This window comes from Ferdinandcohnia jepli (genome assembly GCF_047246645.1).
In the GTDB taxonomy this organism is placed as follows: Bacteria; Bacillota; Bacilli; order Bacillales; family Bacillaceae_L; genus Ferdinandcohnia.
Window position 1 is genome coordinate 22,254 of sequence record NZ_JBFOKR010000028.1, and the last position, 22,253, is coordinate 44,506.

A 22,253-nucleotide genomic window follows, 5' to 3' on the forward strand; every position below is an offset into this window, starting at 1 on the left:
AAAAGATAATGCCTAATCAATACCGTGATTCAAATTTAAAGGTTTTTTCGCTAAACTCGAATGCGCCATTAGCACAAGAAATTGCGAAATCAGTTGGTGTCGAACTTGGTAAGTGCTCTGTAACTAGTTTTAGTGATGGTGAAATTCAAATTAATATTGAAGAGAGTATTCGTGGGTGTGATGTATATGTAATTCAATCTACTAGCGCACCAGTGAATGAGCACATCATGGAAGTATTAATTATGATTGATGCTTTAAGACGTGCTTCAGCAAAAACAATCAATATCGTTATGCCTTATTACGGTTATGCTAGACAAGACCGTAAAGCACGTGCTCGTGAGCCGATTACTGCAAAGTTAGTGGCAAATCTACTGGAAACAGCAGGTGCAGACCGTGTAATTACATTAGACCTTCATGCTCCTCAAATACAAGGTTTCTTTGATATCTTGATTGATCATTTAATGGGCGTGCCAATTTTGGCAGATTACTTTAAAACCAAAAATCTTGAGGATATTGTTATCGTATCTCCAGATCACGGTGGTGTTACACGTGCTCGTAAAATGGCAGATCGTCTTAAGGCACCAATTGCTATTATTGATAAGCGTAGACCTCGTCCTAATGTGGCGGAAATTATGAATATCGTTGGTAATATCGAAGGGAAGACTGCAATTTTAATTGATGATATTATTGATACTGCTGGTACAATTACGCTGGCTGCTAATGCTCTTGTTGAAAATGGCGCATCTGAAGTTTATGCATGTTGTACACATCCTGTTTTATCAGGACCAGCAATTGAAAGAATCCAAAATTCTAAAATCAAAGAGCTAGTAGTAACAAATACAATACTTTTACCAGAAGAAAAGAAAATTGATAAAATTAAAGAACTCTCTGTCGCGGCATTAATCGGGGAAGCAATTATCCGTGTTCACGAGGAACAGTCAGTTAGTACGTTATTTGATTAAAAAATAGGTTTAGACACACCAATTTAAGGGAAATTTAGAGATATGACTAAAAATCCTAAGGATGGTGTGTAAGTAATGTCTGCAATATTACAAGCAACTGAAAGAGTAAAGGATAAAAACTCAACAATACGAAAAATCAGAGAAGCTGGAAATATACCGGCTGTTCTGAATGGAACAAATCAAAGTAAACCAATCTATGTAAATAGTGCTGATTTTATTAAAACGATACGCACTACTGGAAGAAACGGTATTATTAAGCTTGCACTTGAAAATGAACAGCATTCTGTTATGTTACATGAAATACAAACAGATCCAATCAAAAGTGAAATTATTCATGCTGATTTTAAAGTGGTTAATATGTCTAACGAAGTAAATGTTGATGTAAATATTAATTTAGTTGGAGAAGCGCCAGGGGTAAAAGATGGAGGAGTTTTACAACAATCGATTCACCAAGTATCGATAAGTGCACTCCCGATGGATATCCCGCAAACAATTGACATTGATATTTCTCAACTAGAGGTTGGACAAGTTATCAAGCTTGAAGACATTAATTCACATGGCAAGTATACGATTAATCAAGATACATCTCAGGTTGTTGCTTCTATACTACCTCCTAAGCAAGAGGAGGAAATAAGTACTGGTGAAGAACAAGAGCCAGGAGAGCCTGAATCACTTGAAGGTCGAGAAACAAACGAAGCGGAATAACCTTTTCGTTACAGGTAAGGATTTTTAAAATATAGTATACTTAAATAAGCTAAGGTTGGACGTAACCAAGTAGGTTACGTCCTTTTGTCGATATAGTAAGATGGGGGGAAGTATGATGAAGTTAATTGTGGGATTAGGGAACCCTGGAAGACAGTATGAAGAAACAAGGCATAATGTCGGGTTCAAAGTGATTGATGAATTATCAACAAGGCTTCAAATTCCTTTAGATAAGGCAAAGTTTAATGGGGTATTTGGACAAGGGTCAATCATGGGGGAGAAGGTTCTAATTTTAAAACCTCTTACATATATGAATTTATCAGGAGAAAGTGTTAGGCCTGTTATGGATTACTTTGATATAGAAGCGGATGATATTCTTGTTATCTATGACGAACTTGACATACCAGTTGGTAAGATTCGTTTAAGGGAAAAAGGCAGTGCTGGTGGACATAATGGAATGAAGTCAATTATTAACCACCTGGGAACACAAGAATTTAAACGAATTCGAATAGGTGTTGATCGTCCAACAAATGGTATGAAGATATCTGATTACGTGTTGGGTCGTTTCATAGAGGAAGAAGTGCAGGATATAAAAGAAGCTATTCAAAAATCAGCAGATGCTGCTGAAAGGTGGCTTACTACACCTTTTCTACAAGTCATGAATGAGTACAATTCTAAATAGATTGTAATGATAGACAATGAATAAGGAATCTTTTCTCGGTTTATACTAGAAAGTGTATATCATTGAGTTAAGTCCATCAGTGAGGGAGGATTCAGATGTCATTACACTATCATTGTAGACATTGTGGTGTTAAGGTAGGCAGCATTGATAATATGTCTATTCATAGTGAAAGTTTAGGCTTTCATCAACTAACTGACCAAGAGCGGCAGGAAATGATATCATATAATAATAATGGTGAAATACATGTTAAGACAATTTGTGAAGATTGTCAGGAAGCACTAAACCGGAATCCGGAATTGCACCAATACGAAACATTCATTCAATAAGAGGAAAAGCTTTGGCCTATACAAACCAAAGCATTTTTCTGTTTGTTAGTAATATATAATAAATCACAATTAAGAGAAGTTGGCAAAGGGATGTGAGTTTCAGGTAAAATCACCTAACTTACATGTTTGAGAGGAGGTTCAAAGTTGTTAAACGGATTACGGCATTATGTTAGTCAAAATGATGAATTGAAATCAATTTTAAATGGAATAGATGAAGGGCTCCGGGAACAGCTCATTGCAGGATTATCTGGTTCGTCCCGTACGGTAGTCGCTGCCGCTTTATATAGACAAACAAACAAGCCGATATTAATGGTTACTCACAATCTTTACCAAGCTCAGAAAATATATGAAGACCTTACTGGTCTTTTACACGAAGATGAAGTATTTCTATATCCTGTGAACGAACTTATTGCTTCTGAAATAGGAATTGCTAGTCCTGAGTTAAAAGGTCAAAGGATTGAGGCTTTAAATTATTGGAGCCAACATGCAAAGGGGATAATAGTCGCTCCAATAGCTGGACTTAAAAGGCTAATTCCCCCAAAAGAACTTTGGATGAGTAGTCAATTAGTATTTACGGTAGGGGAAGATATCGAGGTTTCTGAGACACTAGAAAAGTTAGTAGCTATAGGATATGAACGAGTTTCAATGGTTTCTGCCCCTGGTGAGTATAGTGTTAGGGGAGGCATTCTTGATATTTATCCATTAACAGAAGAAAATCCTGTCAGGATTGAACTCTTTGATACAGAAATCGATTCGATACGTACCTTTTCACTAGAAGATCAGCGGTCCCAAGGAAAACTTAATTCAATTTTGATTGGTCCTGCAACTGAAATATTACTTAATCCAGAGCAACTCACTAAAGGTATCCAAGCGCTAGAAGCGGGGCTTGCGAAAAGCTTAAAGAAGGTTAAGGATGAGAAGGCAAAAGAGCTTTTAATCGAAAATATCTCATATGAACTCGAGCAGTTAAAAAATGGTCAGATGCTACAACAAATGTTCAAATATCTTTCGCTAGTATATGAACAACCTGCTAGTTTACTAGAATATCTGCCTTCAAATGGCCTTGTAATTTTAGACGAAATTAGTAGAATTCAGGAAATGTCAGAAAGTCTCGATAAAGAAGAAGCAGAATGGGTGACGAGTCTGTTATCTCAAGGAGAGATTATTCATGATGTTACGCTCTCACATAAGTTCGCGAAACTGATTCAAAAGTCAAAGCATCCAATGATCTATTTATCTCTATTCTTACGACATGTACCTCATACTAGTCCGCAGAATATACTTAATATGTCATGCAAACAAATGCAGAACTTTCATGGCCAAATGCACGTTTTAAAAGCAGAGCTTGAAAGATGGCAAAAAGGGAATTACTCTGTTATATTCCTTGGTTCAAATGAGGAGCGGGTTAAAAAGTTACAACAAGTGCTATCAGATTATGAGATAGACGCCATACCTGTTAAAGGTGATGGCGATGTTCTACATGGGAAAGCACAAATTTTCGTAGGAGATCTGCAAGCAGGATTCGAATTACCTTTACAACGACTGGCTGTAATTACAGAAGAAGAGCTATTTAAGAAAAAGATGCAAAAATCAAAGAGGAAACAAAAGCTCTCAAATGCAGAGCGGATAAAAAGCTACTCTGAATTACAAGTTGGGGATCATGTAGTACACGTAAACCATGGTATTGGAAAATATTTAGGAATCGAAACACTTGAGATAAATGGAATCCATAAGGACTATCTACATATCCGTTATCAAGGAAACGACAAGCTATATGTACCAGTCGAACAAATAGAACAAGTTCAAAAATATGTAGGTTCTGAAGGTAAAGAGCCGAAGATCTATAAACTTGGTGGAACTGATTGGAAGCGTGTAAAGAAAAAGGTAGAATCCTCCGTCCAAGATATAGCGGATGATCTAATAAAACTATATGCAGAACGTGAAGCAAGTAAAGGTTATGCATATTCACCAGATGGAGAGATGCAAAGAGAGTTTGAGGCATCCTTCCCTTATCAGGAAACAGAGGATCAATTACGGTCCATACTCGAAATTAAAAAAGATATGGAAAGAGAACGGCCGATGGATCGCCTACTTTGTGGAGATGTTGGATACGGGAAAACCGAAGTTGCAATACGCGCAGCATTTAAAGCAATTATGGATGGAAAGCAGGTTGCGCTTTTAGTACCAACAACAATCCTTGCACAGCAACATTATGAGACAGTGAGAGAGAGATTCCAGGACTTCCCTATAACTATAGGGTTGTTAAGTCGTTTCCGTTCAAAAAAGCAACAAACAGAGGTTAACAAAGGTTTAAAGGCAGGAACTGTTGATATTGTAATTGGTACACATCGTTTACTTTCAAAGGACATTGTGTATAAAGATTTAGGTCTCTTAATCATAGATGAAGAACAGCGTTTTGGAGTAACACATAAAGAGAAAATTAAACAATTGAAAGCCAACATTGATGTCTTAACATTAACAGCAACTCCAATCCCACGTACCTTGCATATGTCTATGCTTGGGGTTCGTGATTTGTCTGTAATTGAAACACCACCGGAAAACCGTTTTCCAGTCCAAACGTATGTTGTCGAATACAATGGCGAGTTAATTAGAGAGGCGATTGAGCGAGAAATGGCCAGAGATGGTCAAGTATACTTTCTATATAACAGAGTAGAGGATATTGAACGAAAAGCCGAAGAAATCTCAATGCTCGTTCCAGATGCCCGAATTGCATATGCACATGGAAGAATGACAGAAAATGAACTAGAAGCCGTTATATTAAACTTTTTAGATGGTCAATATGATGTTCTTGTTACAACTACTATTATTGAGACTGGTGTAGATATACCAAATGTGAATACATTAATTGTCCATGATGCAGATCGTATGGGACTTTCTCAGCTGTATCAACTCCGTGGACGAGTAGGTCGTTCAAATCGAGTTGCATATGCGTACTTTACTTATAGAAAAGATAAAGTCCTTAATGAAGTAGCAGAGAAGAGGCTACAAGCTATAAAAGAGTTTACCGAACTTGGATCTGGATTTAAAATAGCAATGCGAGATTTGTCGATAAGAGGAGCTGGAAATATATTAGGTGCTCAACAACATGGATTTATCGACTCTGTAGGATTTGACCTGTACTCTCAAATGCTGAAAGAGGCGATTGAGGAGAGAAGAGGAGACCCAACACAGGTAAAACAAGTGAATGTTGAAATTGATTTAGAGGTAGACGCTTATATTCCGGACTCCTATATCTCTGATGGTCGTCAAAAAATAGATATGTACAAGAGATTTAGAGGTATTACAACTGTGGATGACATTGAGGAACTACAAGAAGAAATGATTGACCGTTTCGGTGAGTACCCTGAAGAAGTAGCATATTTATTTAAAATTGCTACCATAAAAGTCCATGCAATTAACGAACAAATACTTTCCATTAAGCAAGTAAAACAAGACGTAACAATTCTCTTATCCGAGGAATCGAGTAATCAAATTGATGGACAAAAGATCTTTCAATTAGGTAATACGTTCGGTAGAATGATTAGTCTTGGTATGGAAGGTAGTAAGTTGAAAATAGTAATTCAGACAAAAGGTTTGAATGTTGATAAATGGCTTGGTATTTTGTATGAAATGGTAAAAGGACTAGAAGGTGTAAAAAAGGAAAATGTAAATGTCATGTAGTTGGTTTTTTTTTCCTTATATGAAAAATCACTCTCATCGTGAATATGAATTTAGCAGGTGATAGATACTAATCTCAACAACAAATGGTGATATATTCAAATGCAGACAAATTGTACAATAATCACCACAATTCTTTAATCATCAGATGAAAGTGAGGCATCATAAGAATGAAGGCAACTGGAATTGTTCGTCGAATTGATGATTTAGGTCGAGTAGTTATCCCGAAAGAAATCCGTAGAACATTACGTATTAGAGAGGGAGACCCACTAGAAATTTTTGTTGATCGAGATGGGGAAGTAATCCTAAAAAAATACTCTCCAATTAGTGAACTTAGCGATTTTGCTAAGGAATATGCTGAGGCTCTTTTCGATAGTTTAGGACATCAAGTTCTAATATGTGACCGTGATGCATTTATAGCGGTTGCGGGTGGTTCAAAAAAAGAATACCTAAATAAAAACATTAGTGAATTAATAGAAAGAGCCATGGAGGACCGGACATCTGTTCTTGAAACGGATGAACGTCAAGTATCGATTGTTGAAGGAGCAGAAGAAACCATTACTTCTTATACAGTTGGGCCAATCATTGCAAATGGAGACCCGATTGGTGCTGTCGTAATCCTTTCCAAAGAAAAAACTCTAGGTGAAGTTGAACAAAAGGCAGTAGAAACAGCTGCTGGATTCTTAGCTCGACAAATGGAACAATAATATGACTGAAGAAAAGGTAGCTATTGAAGCTACCTTTTCTTCAATTTAGGCCTCTCCATTGGCAACTATCTCAGACTTTTCAAAAGGGAAGTATGTTATAATACACTGGAAATTAGTTACCTTTATCCAGAGGGACTGAATAAAGATAAGCATCTAACGGGTGTCACGACTTTTTTTAAAAAAGGATATTCTTCTAGCACAGCTTTAAAAATTGGGGTGCTAATACGATTAGGCGCATTTGATTAGGAAGGAGATGGGCGATGAGCGTCCAATCCGAAGTAAGTACAAAGAAAATATGGGAAGGTGCATTTATCCTCACTATTGCGGGATTATTTACAAAAATACTGAGTGCTGGATACCGTATTCCCTATCAAAATATTGCTGGTGACATAGGTTTTTATATATATCAACAAGCGTATCCTATTTATGGAGTGGTATTAGTATTTTCTACATATGGTTTTCCGGTAATTATATCTAAACTTCTGGCAGAACGGTATGAACAGAAGGATGAAGAATCTGTTTATAAGATTCTATATGTATCGTTTATTTCACTTCTCTTACTTGGATTATTTCAATTTAGTATTTTATACTGGGGTGCAGAGGCTATAGCAGGTTTAATGGGAGATATAGAATTAAGTAATTTAATTCGAGTAATTTCCTTCTCCTTTTTATTGCTCCCACCTATTTCAGTTTTACGTGGTTTTTTTCAAGGTCAAAAAAATATGATACCTACCGCTGTCTCACAAGTTGCAGAGCAATCAATAAGAGTAATAACGATTCTACTAATGTCGTTTATTCTTTTAGAATCTGGCTATGGCGTGTATGATGCAGGGGCAGGAGCCATATTTGGGTCGATAACAGGCGGATTTGCTGCAATTCTTGCGTTAGTCTATTTTGTGTTTAGAGGTAAAATGAAGTTCAAGAAGCAACTGATGTTTAGAGCAAAGGTAAAGGCAGTAGAAATTGTAAAGGTTCTGTTCACTCAAGGACTAACAATTTGCATCAGTGCCCTTCTTCTTATTTTGTTTCAATTAATAGACTCCTTTACAGTATATTCTCTATTAGTTTCTGGAGGAGTAGAAGAAGAGGTGGCTAAACAAGCGAAAGGAATTTATGATCGTGGGCAACCGCTTATTCAATTGGGAACAATAGTTGCTACTTCTTTATCATTATCCCTCGTTCCACTTATTGCGAGTGCAAAGGCAAGGAATGATTATGCATTTATTCAAAAAAAGGTTGATCTAGCTTTACGTTTAGGTGTTGTTGTAGGGGTAGGCGCATCAATTGGTTTAGCATGTGTGTTGGAACCTACAAATATCATGTTGTTCAGAAATAACTTAGGAACAATCGTGTTAGTAATAATTGGATTTTCTATTCTCTTTACCACTCTATCCCAAACGATTACCGCAATATTACAAGGACTAGGTAATCCATATATGCCGGCGATTTCTGTTTTAATTGGAATGGGCATTAAGTGGTTGTTAAATGTAATACTCATTCCACAGTACCAAACAATAGGAGCTGCAATTGCGACAGTAATTGCATTTACTGTGATAGCATTTCTTCATTTTATAATTTTAAAAATGAAATTACCTACTCCTGTAATGAACTGGAATTTTATTATTCAGGTTGTTATTGCAGCAGCGGTAATGGCTGTTGTGATACTAATTTATACCTATTTACTTAACTTATTAGACGTTGCTTTTATATCAACTAGATTCTTTGCAAGCTTTCAAGCATTATCATCGGTTATAATAGGTGGATTTATCTTCTTATTCTTTATTATTAGAGGAAATGTTTTTACAGAAGATGAACTTTCACTCATTCCATTGGGTTCAAAAGGTGAATTGTTGATTAGTTTGCTAAAAGGGGGAAAAAAGGTATGACACATTCAATTGTGGTCGTTGGTCTAGGGGCGGGTGACCTTTCACAGCTGCCACTTGGAATTTATAAAAGAATTACATCTACTGATCATCTGTATCTACGAACAAAGGAGCATCCTGTTATAAAAGAATTAGAAAGTGAAGGATTGTCCTATCACTCTTTTGATAACATATATGAGAGTAATGAGCAGTTTGAAGCAGTTTATGAAGAAATTGTATCTATTTTAGTAAAAGAGGCTGCCTCAAAAGATATTATCTATGCAGTTCCAGGTCATCCAATGGTTGCTGAAAAAACAGTACAGCTATTACTTGATAATAAGGAAGGTATTTCTGTAACGATTGAGGGAGGACAAAGCTTTATTGATCCCTTGTTAGCAGCTCTTAAAATTGATCCGATTGAAGGGTTTCAGTTTGTCGATGCCCTTTCATTTGAAAAGGATGAAATTCAGCTTTCACAACATGTGATAATATGCCAAGTATATGATCAATTTATTGCTTCAAATGTTAAACTAACATTAATGGAGCAGTTACCAGATGACTATGAAGTATATGTTGTAACAGCTGCAGGAAGTCGAGACGAAAGCATACGAAAGATCCCACTTTTCGAATTAGATCGTGGTATCGAAGTGAATAATCTAACGAGTATATATGTACCACCCATAAAGGATAATGAATTCGTCTATCATGATTTTCGTACATTCAGACGCATCATTGCAGCATTGAGAGGTCCGGGCGGTTGTCCTTGGGACCAACAGCAAACCCATGAGTCACTAAAAAAATATTTGTTAGAAGAGACATATGAAGTTCTTGATGCAATTGACAATCAGGATGATGAACATATTGCCGAAGAACTAGGTGATGTTCTACTCCAAGTGGTTCTCCATGCTCAAATTGGGGAAGACGAGGGTATGTTTACAATTGATGATGTAATTAGGGGCATATCCGAAAAAATGGTTAGAAGGCACCCGCATGTTTTTGGTACTGTTACAGCAGATACAGCAGAGGATGTAGTATCGAATTGGGAGCAAATAAAACGTCTAGAAAAAGGAGACCAAAAGGGCAGCTCTTCTATTCTGGATGATGTTACTAAAGGATTGCCAGGATTAATGAAGGCATACCAATATCAGAAAAGTGCTGCAAAGGTAGGTTTTGATTGGGAAACCGTTGAACCAATGTGGAACAAGGTTTTTGAAGAAATTAGTGAATTTAAAGAAGCTGTATCAAATAATGTAAGTGAAAGGGAAATTATTTCTGAGTTTGGTGATATTTTATTTGCGCTTACGAATGTTGCAAGGTTCTATAAGCTTGACCCAGAAGAAGCTATTTCAATGACAAATCAAAAGTTTTACAAGCGATTTTATTTTATAGAAGAAGAAGTAAATAAACAAAATCTTTCTATGGAAAATTTATCATTAGAAGAATTAGACGCAATATGGGAGAAGGCAAAGAAACAAGGTCTATAAGAAAAGTGAAAGTAGTGATAATATGCGTTTAGATAAATTTTTAAAGGTTTCACGTATTATTAAAAGAAGAACATTGGCAAAGGAAGTAGCAGACCAAGGAAGAATTCTCATTAATGGGATTGCTGCAAAAGCAAGTTCAACTGTTAAAGTAGGAGACGAACTTACTATCCGATTTGGACAAAAGGTTGTTACAGTTCAAGTAGACGACCTACAAGAAACAACTAAAAAAGAGGATGCAAGCAGCTTATATACAGTTATTAAGGAAGAAAAGGTAGAACAATAAGCCTACTATTTTTAACTTATAAAACATAAGGCTTGTTCTAAAATCCACCCCTAAATCATACATTTTACTAACAAAGACCGAATGGTTTTAAGATACTGCCATTCAAGTATGAATGTGGGGGAATAAGCTATGAATCAATATTACGACGGTAACACACCAAATAAGGGAACTATACAAGAGCACGATGTCATTATGAGAAGTCGTAAGCTTCTTGATATAACAGGGGTAAAACAAGTAGAAAGCTTTGATAATGAAGAGTTTTTACTTGAAACTGTAATGGGTTTCCTAGCTATTCGTGGACAAAATCTACAAATGAAGAACCTGGATGTTGAAAAAGGGATTGTATCAATAAAAGGTCGGGTATATGATATTAGTTATTTGGACGACCATCAAACGGAGAAGGCTAAAGGATTCTTTAGCAAGTTATTTAGATGACACTCTCGACTCAGTTTTTCACTATGATTGCGATGATATTTATGGGAGGTTGGCTAGGAGCTTCTCTAGATACGTATCATCGCTTTTTACAACGATCAAAACGCAAGTACTTTGTGGTTTTTATAAATGATATACTATTCTGGATTGTTCAAGGCTTATCAATATTTTATACTCTATTGCTAGTAAATGAAGGTGAATTGCGCTTTTATGTATTTGTTGCGATGCTTTGTGGATTTGCAGCATATCAGAGTCTTCTAAAATCACTATACCTAAGGACATTAGAGTATCTCATACAAACTGCAATATCAGTGTATCGGTTTTTCCTGCGTACGGCAGAATTACTTATTGTGAAACCACTAAAATTGCTTTATCAGCTATTAGTAGTAATAATACTTGGAATTTTGAACTTTTTAATGGTTTTTGGACAACTTCTACTGAAAATTTGTTTAATGATCTTAAAAATATGCTTTGCGCCTATTAAATGGATTGGAATGTTAACCTGGAAAATACTACCTTCCACCTTCACAAATTATATAGAAAATATTTTTTATAAATGTGCAGGATTTTTGCGAAAAGTAGAGAATATCAAACCTATACTGCTAAAATGGTGGAAAAAGATTCGCAAATTATAGGAGGCATTCTGAAGTATGAGTGCAGTTCGAAAGAAAAATGTTACCCAATTACAATCAACTTATATAGAAAAATATCAGCAAGAAGAACAAATGCTTTCAGTTAAACGACGTGGATTAATAAGAAGACTTATCGCATTTTCGATAATAGCAGCTCTCATTTCATATGTTGTGATTTCAACAATGGTATCACAACACAAAGCAATGAATGAAAAACAAGAGCAAAAGGAAAAATTACAAGAGCAGCTAACGACACTAAAAGATGAGCAAGTAATTCTTGAAGAGGAAATTGTAAAATTAAATAACGATGAGTATATTGAAAAAATAATTAGACGGGATTATTTTTTATCGAAAGAAGGAGAAATTATCTTTAAAGTGGGGGATGGGTCTTAGTCTTATTGACACCCGTTTTTCGTATTATGTATAATATAGTAAAATGATTTATATACCATTACTCGTTTTAACAGAATAATGGGAAAGCCCCCAGCGGATTGCCTCAGGTTTTTACAATGAAGTTATAAAACTAAAATGTTAAAATCTGAACGAAATACGTTAAGGCGCATTTGATAATTTAAGGAGGAGCATTTTTTTTATGTCAATCGAAGTAGGCAGCAAGTTACAAGGTAAGGTAACAGGAATTACTAATTTCGGAGCGTTTGTGGAGCTGCCAGAAGGCTCAACTGGACTTGTTCATATCAGTGAGGTTGCTGACAATTATGTAAAAGATATTAATGAGCATTTAAAAGTTGGCGATCAAGTTGAGGTTAAAGTTATTAATGTTGAGAAGGATGGAAAAATTGGCCTATCTATTAAGAAGGCTAAGGAGCAACCACCTGCACAACAACAACAACGCCCGCGTAACAATGGTCCGCGAAATAATAGAAATGACCATCGAAACAACAAACCTGAAAATTTCGAGCAAAAAATGAGTCGCTTCCTAAAGGACAGCGAAGATCGTTTATCTTCTTTAAAGCGTCACACAGAATCGAAACGTGGTGGCCGTGGAGCGAGAAGAGGTTAACTTGCTGCTTTAATTTATATATAGATAATAAGCACCCAGATTGGGTGCTTTTTTGTTTTTTAAGAAAAAAGACAAAAATAAAAAAGCTAGTGAGGTACTAGCTTTTTAACAGGTGTCTAGCTTCAGTGCCTAGCTACTCGAGGTCATAAGCCAAATCACTCCAGAAATCAGGATTTCCTGCGTGATTCGTCTTATGCTTGTCGTGGCTAAACAGGCACTTCAGCATTTCGTATGACCCGTACGGGATTCGAACCCGTGTTACCGCCGTGAAAGGGCGGTGTCTTAACCGCTTGACCAACGGGCCGTAAATATAAAGTGTGTATATTTGTCTAGCTTCAGCGACTAGAAACTCGAGAAACTTCAACTCCTCCGTCAGAGGCAAAAAACGCCTCTTTTGTCGGAGTCTCCGACGTACAGGATGTACTAGTGCTGCCTAAGCCACAGGACGTGGCGTTATAGGCAGCCAGTTTTCTCGTTTCTGTTCAAGTCGCTTCAGCATTTCTGATAGCGGCGGAGGGGATCGAACCCCCGACCTCACGGGTATGAACCGTACGCTCTAGCCAGCTGAGCTACACCGCCATGTTTAAAGGACAATAATTTAATATCTTACTGATGTCAGTCTTGTTACTGGCTACGCCTGCTCTTAACTTCGTTCTTCGTCGCATATCCGCAAGGAAGATGAATCAAAGAAGTACGGACAAGCTGAGCTACACCGCCATATTTTTAAAACCAAGGTGCTTAGTAATTAAGCACAAGTTATATAATACCTTCTGTCTATTCGTTCGTCAATATATTTTGTATTGAAATAAAATAATACAAAAATTCGTATAATACTAATCAAATTTCTTGATATTCTACAAGGATATGCTAATAACCTTCTTCTCATGTCATTCTTTTTGTAGGAAAACTGGACATGCAGTCGAATGTTTTTCAAATTCGCCCTCTCTGTTTTGACAAATTATGAAAACGTTCCTCTGTATAATAACAGACAACTATCAAAAACGGGGAGTGTTAAAAATGGAAAGAATAGAAAGGAATCTGATTGAGCCAATTGCAGAAGTGTCGATCGAAAAAACTCAATATACGTTGACTCGCTGGTTTCACCGTTTTCAAGTTAAACTGGAAAACCTTTTTCTACACAAGGGGTTATTACTTGTTTTTGTCGGTTTTTTATTAGGACGAGCTTTAATCCTTAGTGAATTAACACCCTTCGCTTTACCATTCTTTGCTTCTGTCTTTATGATGAAGAAAGGAAAAGCAGGTCTCGCGATGTTAGCATTGATTGCAGGATCAATGACCCTATCAGTGAATGTCTCTATATTCACGTTCCTAGCAATATCTATATTCTTAGTAAGTTATAAGCTTATCCAAAAATTAAAAATTGATTTAGTTAAAGCGTTACCATCGCTAGTATTAATAGCTTCCATTCTATCAAAAAGTTTCATTGTTTATGTAACGACAGGAAGCATAACGGCACATGATGGAATGATGATGGGGGTCGAGTCGGGGCTAGGCTTTATTTTGACACTTATCTTTTTGCAAAGTGTGCCTTTTCTGACGGAAAAGAGGCGAAAGCAATCATTCAAAACCGAAGAGGTCATTTGCTTAATTATTTTAATAGCTTCTGTGCTTACCGGAACAATTGGGTGGTCCCTATATGATTTATCCATTTCAAATGTGCTTTCTAGATATGTAGTCTTGTTGTTTGCGTTTGTAGCTGGTGCAACAATCGGTTCAACTGTAGGTGTTGTAACGGGTCTGATTCTTAGCCTGGCGAATGTAACAAGTCTGTATCAAATGAGCCTACTTGCATTTTCAGGTCTATTAGGAGGTCTATTAAAAGACGGTAAAAAATTCGGTGTGGCAATTGGATTAGTGATAGGTACACTCCTGATTGGTCTGTACGGTGAAGGAGCAGAGAATATATTACCTACACTATATGAATCTATTGCAGCCATTTTGTTATTTCTAGTAACACCCAAAAATTTAATAGGAAAATTAGCTAGATTTATACCAGGTACACCAGAGCATACAGCCGAACAACAGCAATATCTTCGGAAGGTAAGGGATGTAACTGCTAATCGTGTAGCACAATTTTCTTCAGTCTTTCAAGCGCTATCTAATAGTTTTTCTGAATACGGATATCCTGCTGATGAGGAAGATAAAGACCGTGAAACAGATTACTTTTTAAGCAATGTAACGGAAAAAACATGTCAGACCTGTTTTAAGAAAGAAGTATGTTGGGCAAAGAACTTTACTAAAACATATGACTATATGAAGGAAATTATGCATGAGGTTGATACAAATTCTCTAGCATATAATCATAAGTTAACGAGAGAGTGGGAAAAGCATTGTGTAAGGCCGAAAAAAGTAATTGACGCGATTGAGCAAGAATTAACACATTACCAGGCAAATCTAAAGTTAAAAAAACAAGTACAAGAAAGTAGAAAGTTAGTTGCTGACCAACTTCTTGGTGTATCGCAGGTAATGAGTGATTTTGCAAAAGAGATTCAGCGCGAAGGTGAGAATCATCATGTTCTTGAAGAGCAAATCTTAGACGCATTGCAAGCCTTTGGTATCCAAATTGGTCATGTTGATATTTATAGTGTGGAACAAGGTAATGTAGATATTGAGTTAAGTATTCCATATTGTAATGGAAGTGGTGAATGCGAAAAATTAGTTGCGCCTATGCTTTCAGATATTTTAGAAGAGAACATTGTTGTTAAAAAAGAAGAGTGTGCAGCATATCCGAATGGATTCTGTCACGTATCACTAGGATCTGCAAAGGCATTTGTAATTGAAACAGGAATAGCCCATGCTGCGAAAGGTGGAGGCTTAGTATCTGGTGATAGTTACTCCACAATTGAACTGGGTGTAGGGAAGCATGCAGTTGCAATTAGTGATGGAATGGGTAATGGGGAGAGAGCACACTATGAAAGCAATGAAACCTTACAGTTACTTAAAAAGATACTTCAGTCAGGAATAGAAGAAAAAGTAGCAATTAAATCTGTTAATTCGATTTTATCGTTACGTACCACCGATGAAATTTTCTCAACTCTTGATTTAGCAGTTATTGATTTACAGGATGCGAGTGCAAAGTTCCTGAAAATCGGTTCTACACCAAGCTATGTAAAGAGAGGAGATAAGGTTAGCAAAATCCAAGCGAGCAATCTACCGATGGGAATTATCGAGGATTTTGAGGTTGAAGTCGTGGACGAGCAATTAAAAGCGGGTGATCTTTTAATAATGATGAGTGACGGCATTTTTGAAGGTCCAAAGCATGTTGAGAACTATGATATGTGGATGAAACGAAAAATAAAAGAGATTGAAACAAGTGATCCTCAAGAGGTGGCAGACTTAATTATGGAGGAGGTTATTCGCACTAGATCAGGACAAATTGAAGATGATATGACAATAGTTGTTACTAAGATCATGCATAATACACCAAAATGGGCAGCGATACCAGCGTATGTTTATCAGAATAGCAAAGTAATATAGAATGATAGTAGGTTTAAAATTCTAGTAATTCGTCCATCCTTATACTAACTTTATTCAGCAGAATATTGATTTTGAGTAGGAGGGGATGAATGTGCAAAAAGGCACGTTAAAGCAAATTCTATTAATTACAGACGGGTGTTCCAATCAAGGAGAGGACCCAATTGCAATGGCAGCACTTGCGAGAGAGCAAGGAGTAACGATTAACGTTATTGGAGTAGTCGAACAAGATACTATAGATGAACAAGGCATGCAGGAAATTGAGGGAATTGCCGCTGCGGGTGGTGGAGTGAGCCAAGTAGTTTATTCGACTCAGCTATCTCATACTGTTCAAATGGTAACGAGACAAGCAATGACTCAGACATTACAAGGTGTTGTTAATAAGGAACTTCAACAAATTCTGGGCTCGAAAACATCTATGGAGGATTTACCACCAGAGAAACGCGGAGAGGTCATGGAAGTTGTTGATGAACTGGGTGAAACTGTAGATTTAGAGGTTTTGGTGTTAGTTGATACAAGTGCGAGCATGAAACATAAACTTCCAACTGTAAAAGAAGCATTGCTAGATTTATCAATTAGCTTGAATGCAAGAATGGGAGACAATAGCTTCTCTGTTTTCGTATTTCCTGGGAAAAAGGTGGAGGTTGAAAAGGTTCTAGATTGGAACCCGAGACTAGAATCTTTATCTAGTATTTTTCCGAAATTAACAACAGGTGGAATAACGCCTACAGGTCCGGCTATAAGAGAAGCATTAACGTACTTTAAGAAAAAACGCTCATTAAGGAGTTTGTTATCTCGTGATGATGAACAATACTTTGAAGAATCAGGCATGTAAAGTATCTCCAGGAACCGTAATTACTGGCAAATGGCATAAAAAATCATATCGTATTGTGAGACCTTTAGGGCAAGGGGCAAACGGTATTGTATACTTAGCAGAAAGTATGGATGGTCCTGTTGCACTTAAAATAAGTCAAAATGGGGTAACAGTTACTTCAGAGGTTAATGTGTTAAAACATTTTTCAAAGGTCCAGGGTTCTGCCCTTGGGCCTTCTTTAATAGATGTTGATGATTGGATTCGTCCGGGTTTCTCTAGTCCTATATCATTTTATGTAATGGAATATATCAGAGGAGAGAGTTTTTTATCTTTTATTCAAAAACGAGGTAAAGAATGGACAGGTATACTTACATTACAGCTCTTATCTGACTTAGAACGATTACATCAGGAGGGATGGGTTTTCGGAGATTTAAAGCCGGATAATCTACTTGTTACAGGAAGTCCCCCTAAAATTCGTTGTATTGATGTAGGAGGAACAACTGTTAAAGGGAGAGCAATTAAGGAGTTTACGGAGTTTTTTGATCGGGGTTATTGGGGTGCTGGGTCGAGGAAGGCAGAGCCTTCTTATGACTTATTTGCCGTTGCAATGATTATTGTTAATACAGCATACCCGAGCCGCTTTTCTAAATCAGATCAGCCAGTTAAACAATTAAAAAATGCAATTGCTACTAATGATACTCTTCAAAAATTTGATACAGTCCTCTATAAAGCAATTGATGGGACGTATCAAAGTGCAGCTGAAATGCGAAGAGAACTGGTTGTAAAAATGAGCCAGACGAAGAAAGTATCAACTGCTCAGGCAACCAAAAAGAGACCGGTTGCTTCTCAAACTCAACAAACAACTGTAAGAGCAGCACGTAAACAAAAGAAGAAACCAAGGCACACTAAGCAAAAAGGTGGAATGTTAGAGACGGTTCTATTGTTATTGTTTGTATCTCTCGGGTACCTGCTCTATTTATATGGACAAATTTTATAACAAGGTTAGTAATGCCTTTGTGTACTTTGTTATAATGGTAGGATGTAATATTGAAGTTTTATATGTTAAAAAAGGAAAGGTCAGCCCAATGAAAGAAAAAGTATATCAGTTCATTCAAAAGCATAACTTAATTTCTGACCAAGCGAAAATAGTTGTTGGAGTATCAGGTGGACCAGATTCATTAGCCTTGCTCCATTTCTTACTTCATTATAAGAAGGATTCTAAGCTAAAGATTATTGTCGCCCATGTTGACCATATGTTTAGAGGTAAAGAATCGGAAGAAGATCTAAAGTTTGTAAAGGTTTTTTGTGATAAAAACGAAATTACGTTTGAGTCCATTCAAGTAAATGCAACTGCATATAAGAAAGAAAAAGGAGTAAGTTCTCAAGTTGCGGCCAGGGATGTCAGATATGCATTTTTTGATCAAATAATGAAAAAATATAATGCAGACTATTTGGCACTTGCACACCATGGTGACGACCAAATTGAAACAATTCTAATGAGATTGGTACGCGGGAGCAAAGGAATTGGATATGCAGGGATGCAAGTCAAACGTCCCTTTTCTGTTGGGCATTTAATACGCCCTTTTCTAGCAGTTACAAAGGATGAGATTGAAGGGTATTGTAACGAACATTACTTAACACCTAGACTTGACCCTTCTAATGAAAAAGATGATTATACGAGAAATAGATTTAGACATCATATACTTCCTTTTTTAAAAAGTGAAAATCCTGCAGTTCATGAGAGATTTCTGCAATTTAATCAATATATGACAGAGGATAATTACGTATTAAATGAATTAACGGTCGAAAAAATGAATACAGTAATGAAAAGGAAAGAGGACAATCAAGTTGAATTAGAGATAACTCCCTTTTTGTCAATGCCAAAATCTTTACAAAGAAGGGGGATTCAACTAATATTAAACTATCTCTATAAAGAACTTCCTCCTTCTCTTTCAACCGTACATATCGACAATTTGCTTTCGTTTTTGGCAAGCAAGCATCCATCGGGAGAGTTGCATTTTCCAAATGACCTGCGAATAGTACGATCGTACGATAGTTGTATTTTTTTATTTACATATACATATCTTGAAAGTAAGGCTAGTCCTTATCGGTATCGGATTGACTTGCCGGGTGTTTATAAAGTCGGTAATGGTAGTGAATTAAGTAGTCAAGAGTATAAGAGTTATCCTGAAGCTGCCAAAGGAAATAACTGTTTCGTAATTGATCCTGATAAAGTCAGCTTACCGGTTTATGTTCGGACAAGAAAAAGTGGAGATAAAATGAGACTAAAAGGAATGAATGGTACAAAAAAGGTGAAGGATATTTTCATCGACCAAAAAATTCCGATTCAGCAACGAGATACATGGCCAGTGGTAGAGGACTCAAAAGGCGAAATTTTGTGGCTTCCGGGCCTGAAAAAGTCATCATTTGAAGCTGAATGTAAAACAAAATCAAGTTATATTGTGTTTGAATACAAGCAAAGATCTACTTTAGGGGGCATTATTAAATGAAGCAGGATATCGAGAAGGTTTTATTTTCAGAGGAAGAAATACAAGGAAAAATTAAAGAATTAGGACATACTTTAAGTGAGGAATACAAAGATCGTTTTCCTTTAGCAATTGGAATCCTTAAAGGTGCAATGCCATTTATGGGTGACTTACTAAAGAGGGTAGATACATATTTAGAAATGGATTTTATGGATGTATCAAGTTATGGAAACTCTACAGTTTCCTCAGGAGAGGTTAAAATTCTGAAGGATCTTGATACTTCTGTTGAAGGAAGAGATATTCTTATAATTGAGGATATTATTGATAGTGGTCTTACATTAAGCTATATTGTGGAATTACTCCGTTATCGTAAAGCAAAATCAGTTAAAATTGTGACACTTTTAGATAAGCCTACTGGACGTAAGGCAGATATTTCAGCTGATCTTGTTGGATTTATTGTCCCAGATGAGTTTGTAGTAGGTTATGGTCTTGATTATGCTGAAAAGTACAGAAACTTACCATATATCGGAGTACTAAAGCCAGAAGTTTATACAAAATAAAAAGCGTGTGAGCTTGAGTCGGGTAGTCAAATTAGAAAGTGTATTCTTTTTTGAAACGTATTGACAATTTGTACGTATATCATTTGTATAGCTTTTGTTATCTATGATACTATTTACTATAGTGTATTCACCGCGGGAGGAGGTAAGGGATGAATCGAATTTTTCGTAATGTGATATTTTATTTACTCATCTTTTTAGTCATTATAGGTGTGGTCAGTTTTTTCCAAGGGAATAATGGTCAACCTGAAGTTATAAAGTATGGGAAATTTATTCAGCATCTTGATGCAGGAGATGTAAAAAATATTACAATTCAACCAGAAAGAGGAGTCTTCGAGGTTAGAGGTCAATTAAAAGGCTATAAGGAAGATCAATATTTTGTAACTAATATTATCGGTAGCCAAAATGAAGTAGATCGTATTACAGAAGCAGCAACAGCTGCAGATGTAGATGTCCTTAAGGCTAAAGAAACAAGTGGCTGGGTAACCTTCTTTACATCGATTATTCCTTTTGTAATTATCTTTATTTTATTCTTCTTCCTACTTAACCAAGCACAAGGTGGCGGTAGTAGGGTAATGAATTTCGGTAAGAGTAAGGCTAAGCTTTATAGTGAAGAAAAGAAAAAAGTAAAGTTCAAGGATGTTGCAGGTGCTGATGAAGAGAAGCAAGAGCTTGTAGAAGTTGTTGAGTTTCTTAAGGATCCTCGTAAGTTTGCAGAGCTAGGAGCAAGAATACCAAAAGGTATTCTACTTGTAGGACCTCCTGGTACAGGTAAAACATTACTTGCGCGTGCTTGTGCTGGTGAGGCAGGAGTACCGTTCTTCTCCATCAGTGGATCAGACTTCGTAGAGATGTTTGTCGGTGTGGGTGCTTCTCGTGTACGTGACTTATTTGAAAATGCAAAGAAAAATGCACCTTGTATTATCTTTATAGATGAAATTGACGCTGTTGGTCGTCAACGTGGTGCGGGTCTAGGTGGCGGTCACGATGAACGTGAACAAACTCTAAACCAATTGCTTGTTGAAATGGATGGGTTTGGAGCAAACGAAGGAATCATTATCGTTGCAGCAACAAACCGCCCTGACATTTTAGATCCAGCGTTATTACGTCCAGGTCGTTTTGATCGACAAATAACAGTGGATCGTCCAGATGTGAAGGGAAGAGAAGCTGTATTAAAGGTTCATGCTCACAACAAACCGCTTGATGAATCTGTTGATTTAAAAGCGATTGCTATGAGAACACCAGGTTTCTCAGGTGCTGACCTTGAAAACTTACTTAATGAAGCTGCTCTAGTAGCTGCTAGACGAAATAAGAAAAAGATTGATATGACAGATTTAGATGAAGCGAGTGACCGTGTAATTGCAGGTCCTGCTAAGAAAAATCGTGTGATATCTAAAAAAGAAAGAAATATAGTTGCATATCATGAAGCGGGTCATACTGTTATTGGTATGGTGCTTGATGAGGCTGATATGGTACATAAGGTAACTATTGTTCCCCGTGGTCAAGCTGGCGGTTACGCTGTAATGCTTCCTAAGGAAGACCGTTATTTTATGACGAAGCCTGAGTTATTAGATAAAATTACTGGTCTATTAGGTGGACGTGTAGCTGAGGAAATTACCTTTGGTGAAGTAAGCACAGGTGCTCATAATGACTTCCAACGTGCAACGGGGATTGCTCGTAAAATGGTCACTGAATACGGTATGAGTGAAAAACTAGGTCCATTGCAATTTGGTCAGCAACAAGGTGGTCAGGTCTTCTTAGGACGTGACATTCATAATGAGCAGAACTACAGTGATGCTATCGCACATGAAATTGACCTGGAAATTCAACGTTTTATCAAAGAAAGCTATGCGAAAGCGAAGCAAATTCTGACTGATAAACGTGATAAGTTAGAGCTTATTGCACAAACCTTGTTAGAAGTTGAAACTCTTGATGCAGCTCAAATTAAGAGTCTTTTTGAACAAGGAGTATTACCTGAACGCCCGGTTTCAGAAGAAGAGACTTCGAAATCAGGATCTGAAGATATGAAAGTAACAATAAACCCTAAAAAAGAAGGTTCTATAATATTTGTTGGGGTTCCTACACAATTAAAGGCATAAAAAATGCACGACATCAGCCAGTCTTTTATAC

19 protein-coding genes and 2 tRNA genes are annotated in these 22,253 nt (G+C 36.8%); 19 read left to right on the forward strand and 2 right to left on the reverse strand.

Going from position 1 to position 22,253, the window contains the following annotated elements:
• Positions 1-8 precede the first annotated feature (8 nt).
• The 13 genes from AB3M96_RS22010 to AB3M96_RS22070 all read left to right on the forward strand — a co-directional run bounded on the left by AB3M96_RS22010 (position 9) and on the right by AB3M96_RS22070 (position 12,771).
• Positions 9-962 (forward strand): ribose-phosphate diphosphokinase, encoded by a 954-nt coding sequence (locus AB3M96_RS22010; protein ID WP_412969758.1) that lies wholly within the window; start codon positions 9-11, stop codon positions 960-962.
• Between the two features lie 75 nt (positions 963-1,037).
• Entirely contained in the window at positions 1,038-1,667 is a 630-nt protein-coding gene (locus tag AB3M96_RS22015) for a 50S ribosomal protein L25/general stress protein Ctc (RefSeq protein WP_412969759.1), read from the forward strand.
• Between the two features lie 115 nt (positions 1,668-1,782).
• Complete coding sequence (gene pth, locus AB3M96_RS22020; RefSeq protein ID WP_412969760.1) at positions 1,783-2,346, forward strand: aminoacyl-tRNA hydrolase; 564 nt, start codon at positions 1,783-1,785, stop codon at positions 2,344-2,346.
• Positions 2,347-2,441: 95 nt separating this feature from the next.
• Positions 2,442-2,672 carry an anti-sigma-F factor Fin gene (gene fin / locus AB3M96_RS22025; protein ID WP_412969761.1) on the forward strand — a complete coding sequence of 77 codons (231 nt, stop codon included), beginning with the start codon at positions 2,442-2,444 and terminating at the stop codon, positions 2,670-2,672.
• Positions 2,673-2,858: 186 nt separating this feature from the next.
• On the forward strand, positions 2,859-6,353 hold the full coding sequence (gene mfd, locus AB3M96_RS22030) for a transcription-repair coupling factor (RefSeq protein ID WP_412969776.1): 3,495 nt from the start codon (positions 2,859-2,861) through the stop codon (positions 6,351-6,353).
• A 167-nt stretch (positions 6,354-6,520) separates the two neighbouring features.
• Complete coding sequence (gene spoVT / locus AB3M96_RS22035) at positions 6,521-7,057, forward strand: stage V sporulation protein T (RefSeq protein WP_412969762.1); 537 nt, start codon at positions 6,521-6,523, stop codon at positions 7,055-7,057.
• A gap of 260 nt (positions 7,058-7,317) precedes the next feature.
• Positions 7,318-8,943 (forward strand): putative polysaccharide biosynthesis protein, encoded by a 1,626-nt coding sequence (locus AB3M96_RS22040; protein WP_412969763.1) that lies wholly within the window; start codon positions 7,318-7,320, stop codon positions 8,941-8,943.
• Complete coding sequence (yabN, locus tag AB3M96_RS22045) at positions 8,940-10,403, forward strand: bifunctional methyltransferase/pyrophosphohydrolase YabN (protein WP_412969764.1); 1,464 nt, start codon at positions 8,940-8,942, stop codon at positions 10,401-10,403. The genes AB3M96_RS22040 and yabN overlap by 4 nt, the downstream gene beginning before the upstream one ends.
• Before the next feature lie 22 nt (positions 10,404-10,425).
• Complete coding sequence (locus tag AB3M96_RS22050; protein ID WP_412969765.1) at positions 10,426-10,686, forward strand: RNA-binding S4 domain-containing protein; 261 nt, start codon at positions 10,426-10,428, stop codon at positions 10,684-10,686.
• A 129-nt stretch (positions 10,687-10,815) separates the two neighbouring features.
• Positions 10,816-11,121: a sporulation protein YabP gene (yabP, locus tag AB3M96_RS22055; RefSeq protein WP_412969766.1), complete on the forward strand. Its 306-nt coding sequence runs from the start codon at positions 10,816-10,818 to the stop codon at positions 11,119-11,121.
• Entirely contained in the window at positions 11,118-11,753 is a 636-nt protein-coding gene (gene yabQ / locus AB3M96_RS22060; protein ID WP_412969767.1) for a spore cortex biosynthesis protein YabQ, read from the forward strand. Before yabP ends, yabQ begins: the two co-directional genes overlap by 4 nt.
• Before the next feature lie 15 nt (positions 11,754-11,768).
• Positions 11,769-12,143: an FtsB family cell division protein gene (locus AB3M96_RS22065; RefSeq protein ID WP_412969768.1), complete on the forward strand. Its 375-nt coding sequence runs from the start codon at positions 11,769-11,771 to the stop codon at positions 12,141-12,143.
• Positions 12,144-12,342: 199 nt separating this feature from the next.
• Positions 12,343-12,771, forward strand: coding sequence for a S1 domain-containing RNA-binding protein (locus tag AB3M96_RS22070; RefSeq protein ID WP_412969769.1), 429 nt, complete (start codon positions 12,343-12,345; stop codon positions 12,769-12,771).
• 232 nt (positions 12,772-13,003) lie between these two features.
• On the opposite strand, the gene AB3M96_RS22075 is transcribed toward AB3M96_RS22070, so the two are convergent.
• Together AB3M96_RS22075 and AB3M96_RS22080 are read right to left on the reverse strand one after the other, a co-directional pair.
• Positions 13,004-13,075, reverse strand: a tRNA-Glu gene (locus tag AB3M96_RS22075).
• Between the two features lie 201 nt (positions 13,076-13,276).
• Positions 13,277-13,350 (reverse strand) — tRNA-Met (locus AB3M96_RS22080).
• Positions 13,351-13,788: 438 nt separating this feature from the next.
• Between AB3M96_RS22080 and spoIIE the strand changes: the two genes are divergently transcribed.
• The 6 genes from spoIIE to ftsH all read left to right on the forward strand — a co-directional run bounded on the left by spoIIE (position 13,789) and on the right by ftsH (position 22,222).
• The gene (spoIIE, locus tag AB3M96_RS22085; RefSeq protein WP_412969770.1) at positions 13,789-16,269 is read left to right on the forward strand and encodes a stage II sporulation protein E; all 2,481 of its coding nucleotides are present in this window, start codon (positions 13,789-13,791) and stop codon (positions 16,267-16,269) included.
• 91 nt (positions 16,270-16,360) lie between these two features.
• Complete coding sequence (locus AB3M96_RS22090) at positions 16,361-17,101, forward strand: vWA domain-containing protein (protein ID WP_412969771.1); 741 nt, start codon at positions 16,361-16,363, stop codon at positions 17,099-17,101.
• Positions 17,067-18,077, forward strand: coding sequence for a protein kinase domain-containing protein (locus tag AB3M96_RS22095; RefSeq protein ID WP_412969772.1), 1,011 nt, complete (start codon positions 17,067-17,069; stop codon positions 18,075-18,077). Before AB3M96_RS22090 ends, AB3M96_RS22095 begins: the two co-directional genes overlap by 35 nt.
• Positions 18,078-18,165: 88 nt before the next feature.
• Positions 18,166-19,590 carry a tRNA lysidine(34) synthetase TilS gene (gene tilS, locus AB3M96_RS22100; RefSeq protein WP_412969773.1) on the forward strand — a complete coding sequence of 475 codons (1,425 nt, stop codon included), beginning with the start codon at positions 18,166-18,168 and terminating at the stop codon, positions 19,588-19,590.
• A complete protein-coding gene (hpt, locus tag AB3M96_RS22105; protein WP_412969774.1) occupies positions 19,587-20,126 on the forward strand; it encodes a hypoxanthine phosphoribosyltransferase in 540 nt (179 codons plus the stop codon). Before tilS ends, hpt begins: the two co-directional genes overlap by 4 nt.
• A 149-nt stretch (positions 20,127-20,275) precedes the next feature.
• On the forward strand, positions 20,276-22,222 hold the full coding sequence (gene ftsH, locus AB3M96_RS22110) for an ATP-dependent zinc metalloprotease FtsH (RefSeq protein WP_412969775.1): 1,947 nt from the start codon (positions 20,276-20,278) through the stop codon (positions 22,220-22,222).
• The last annotated feature ends 31 nt before the right edge of the window (positions 22,223-22,253 follow it).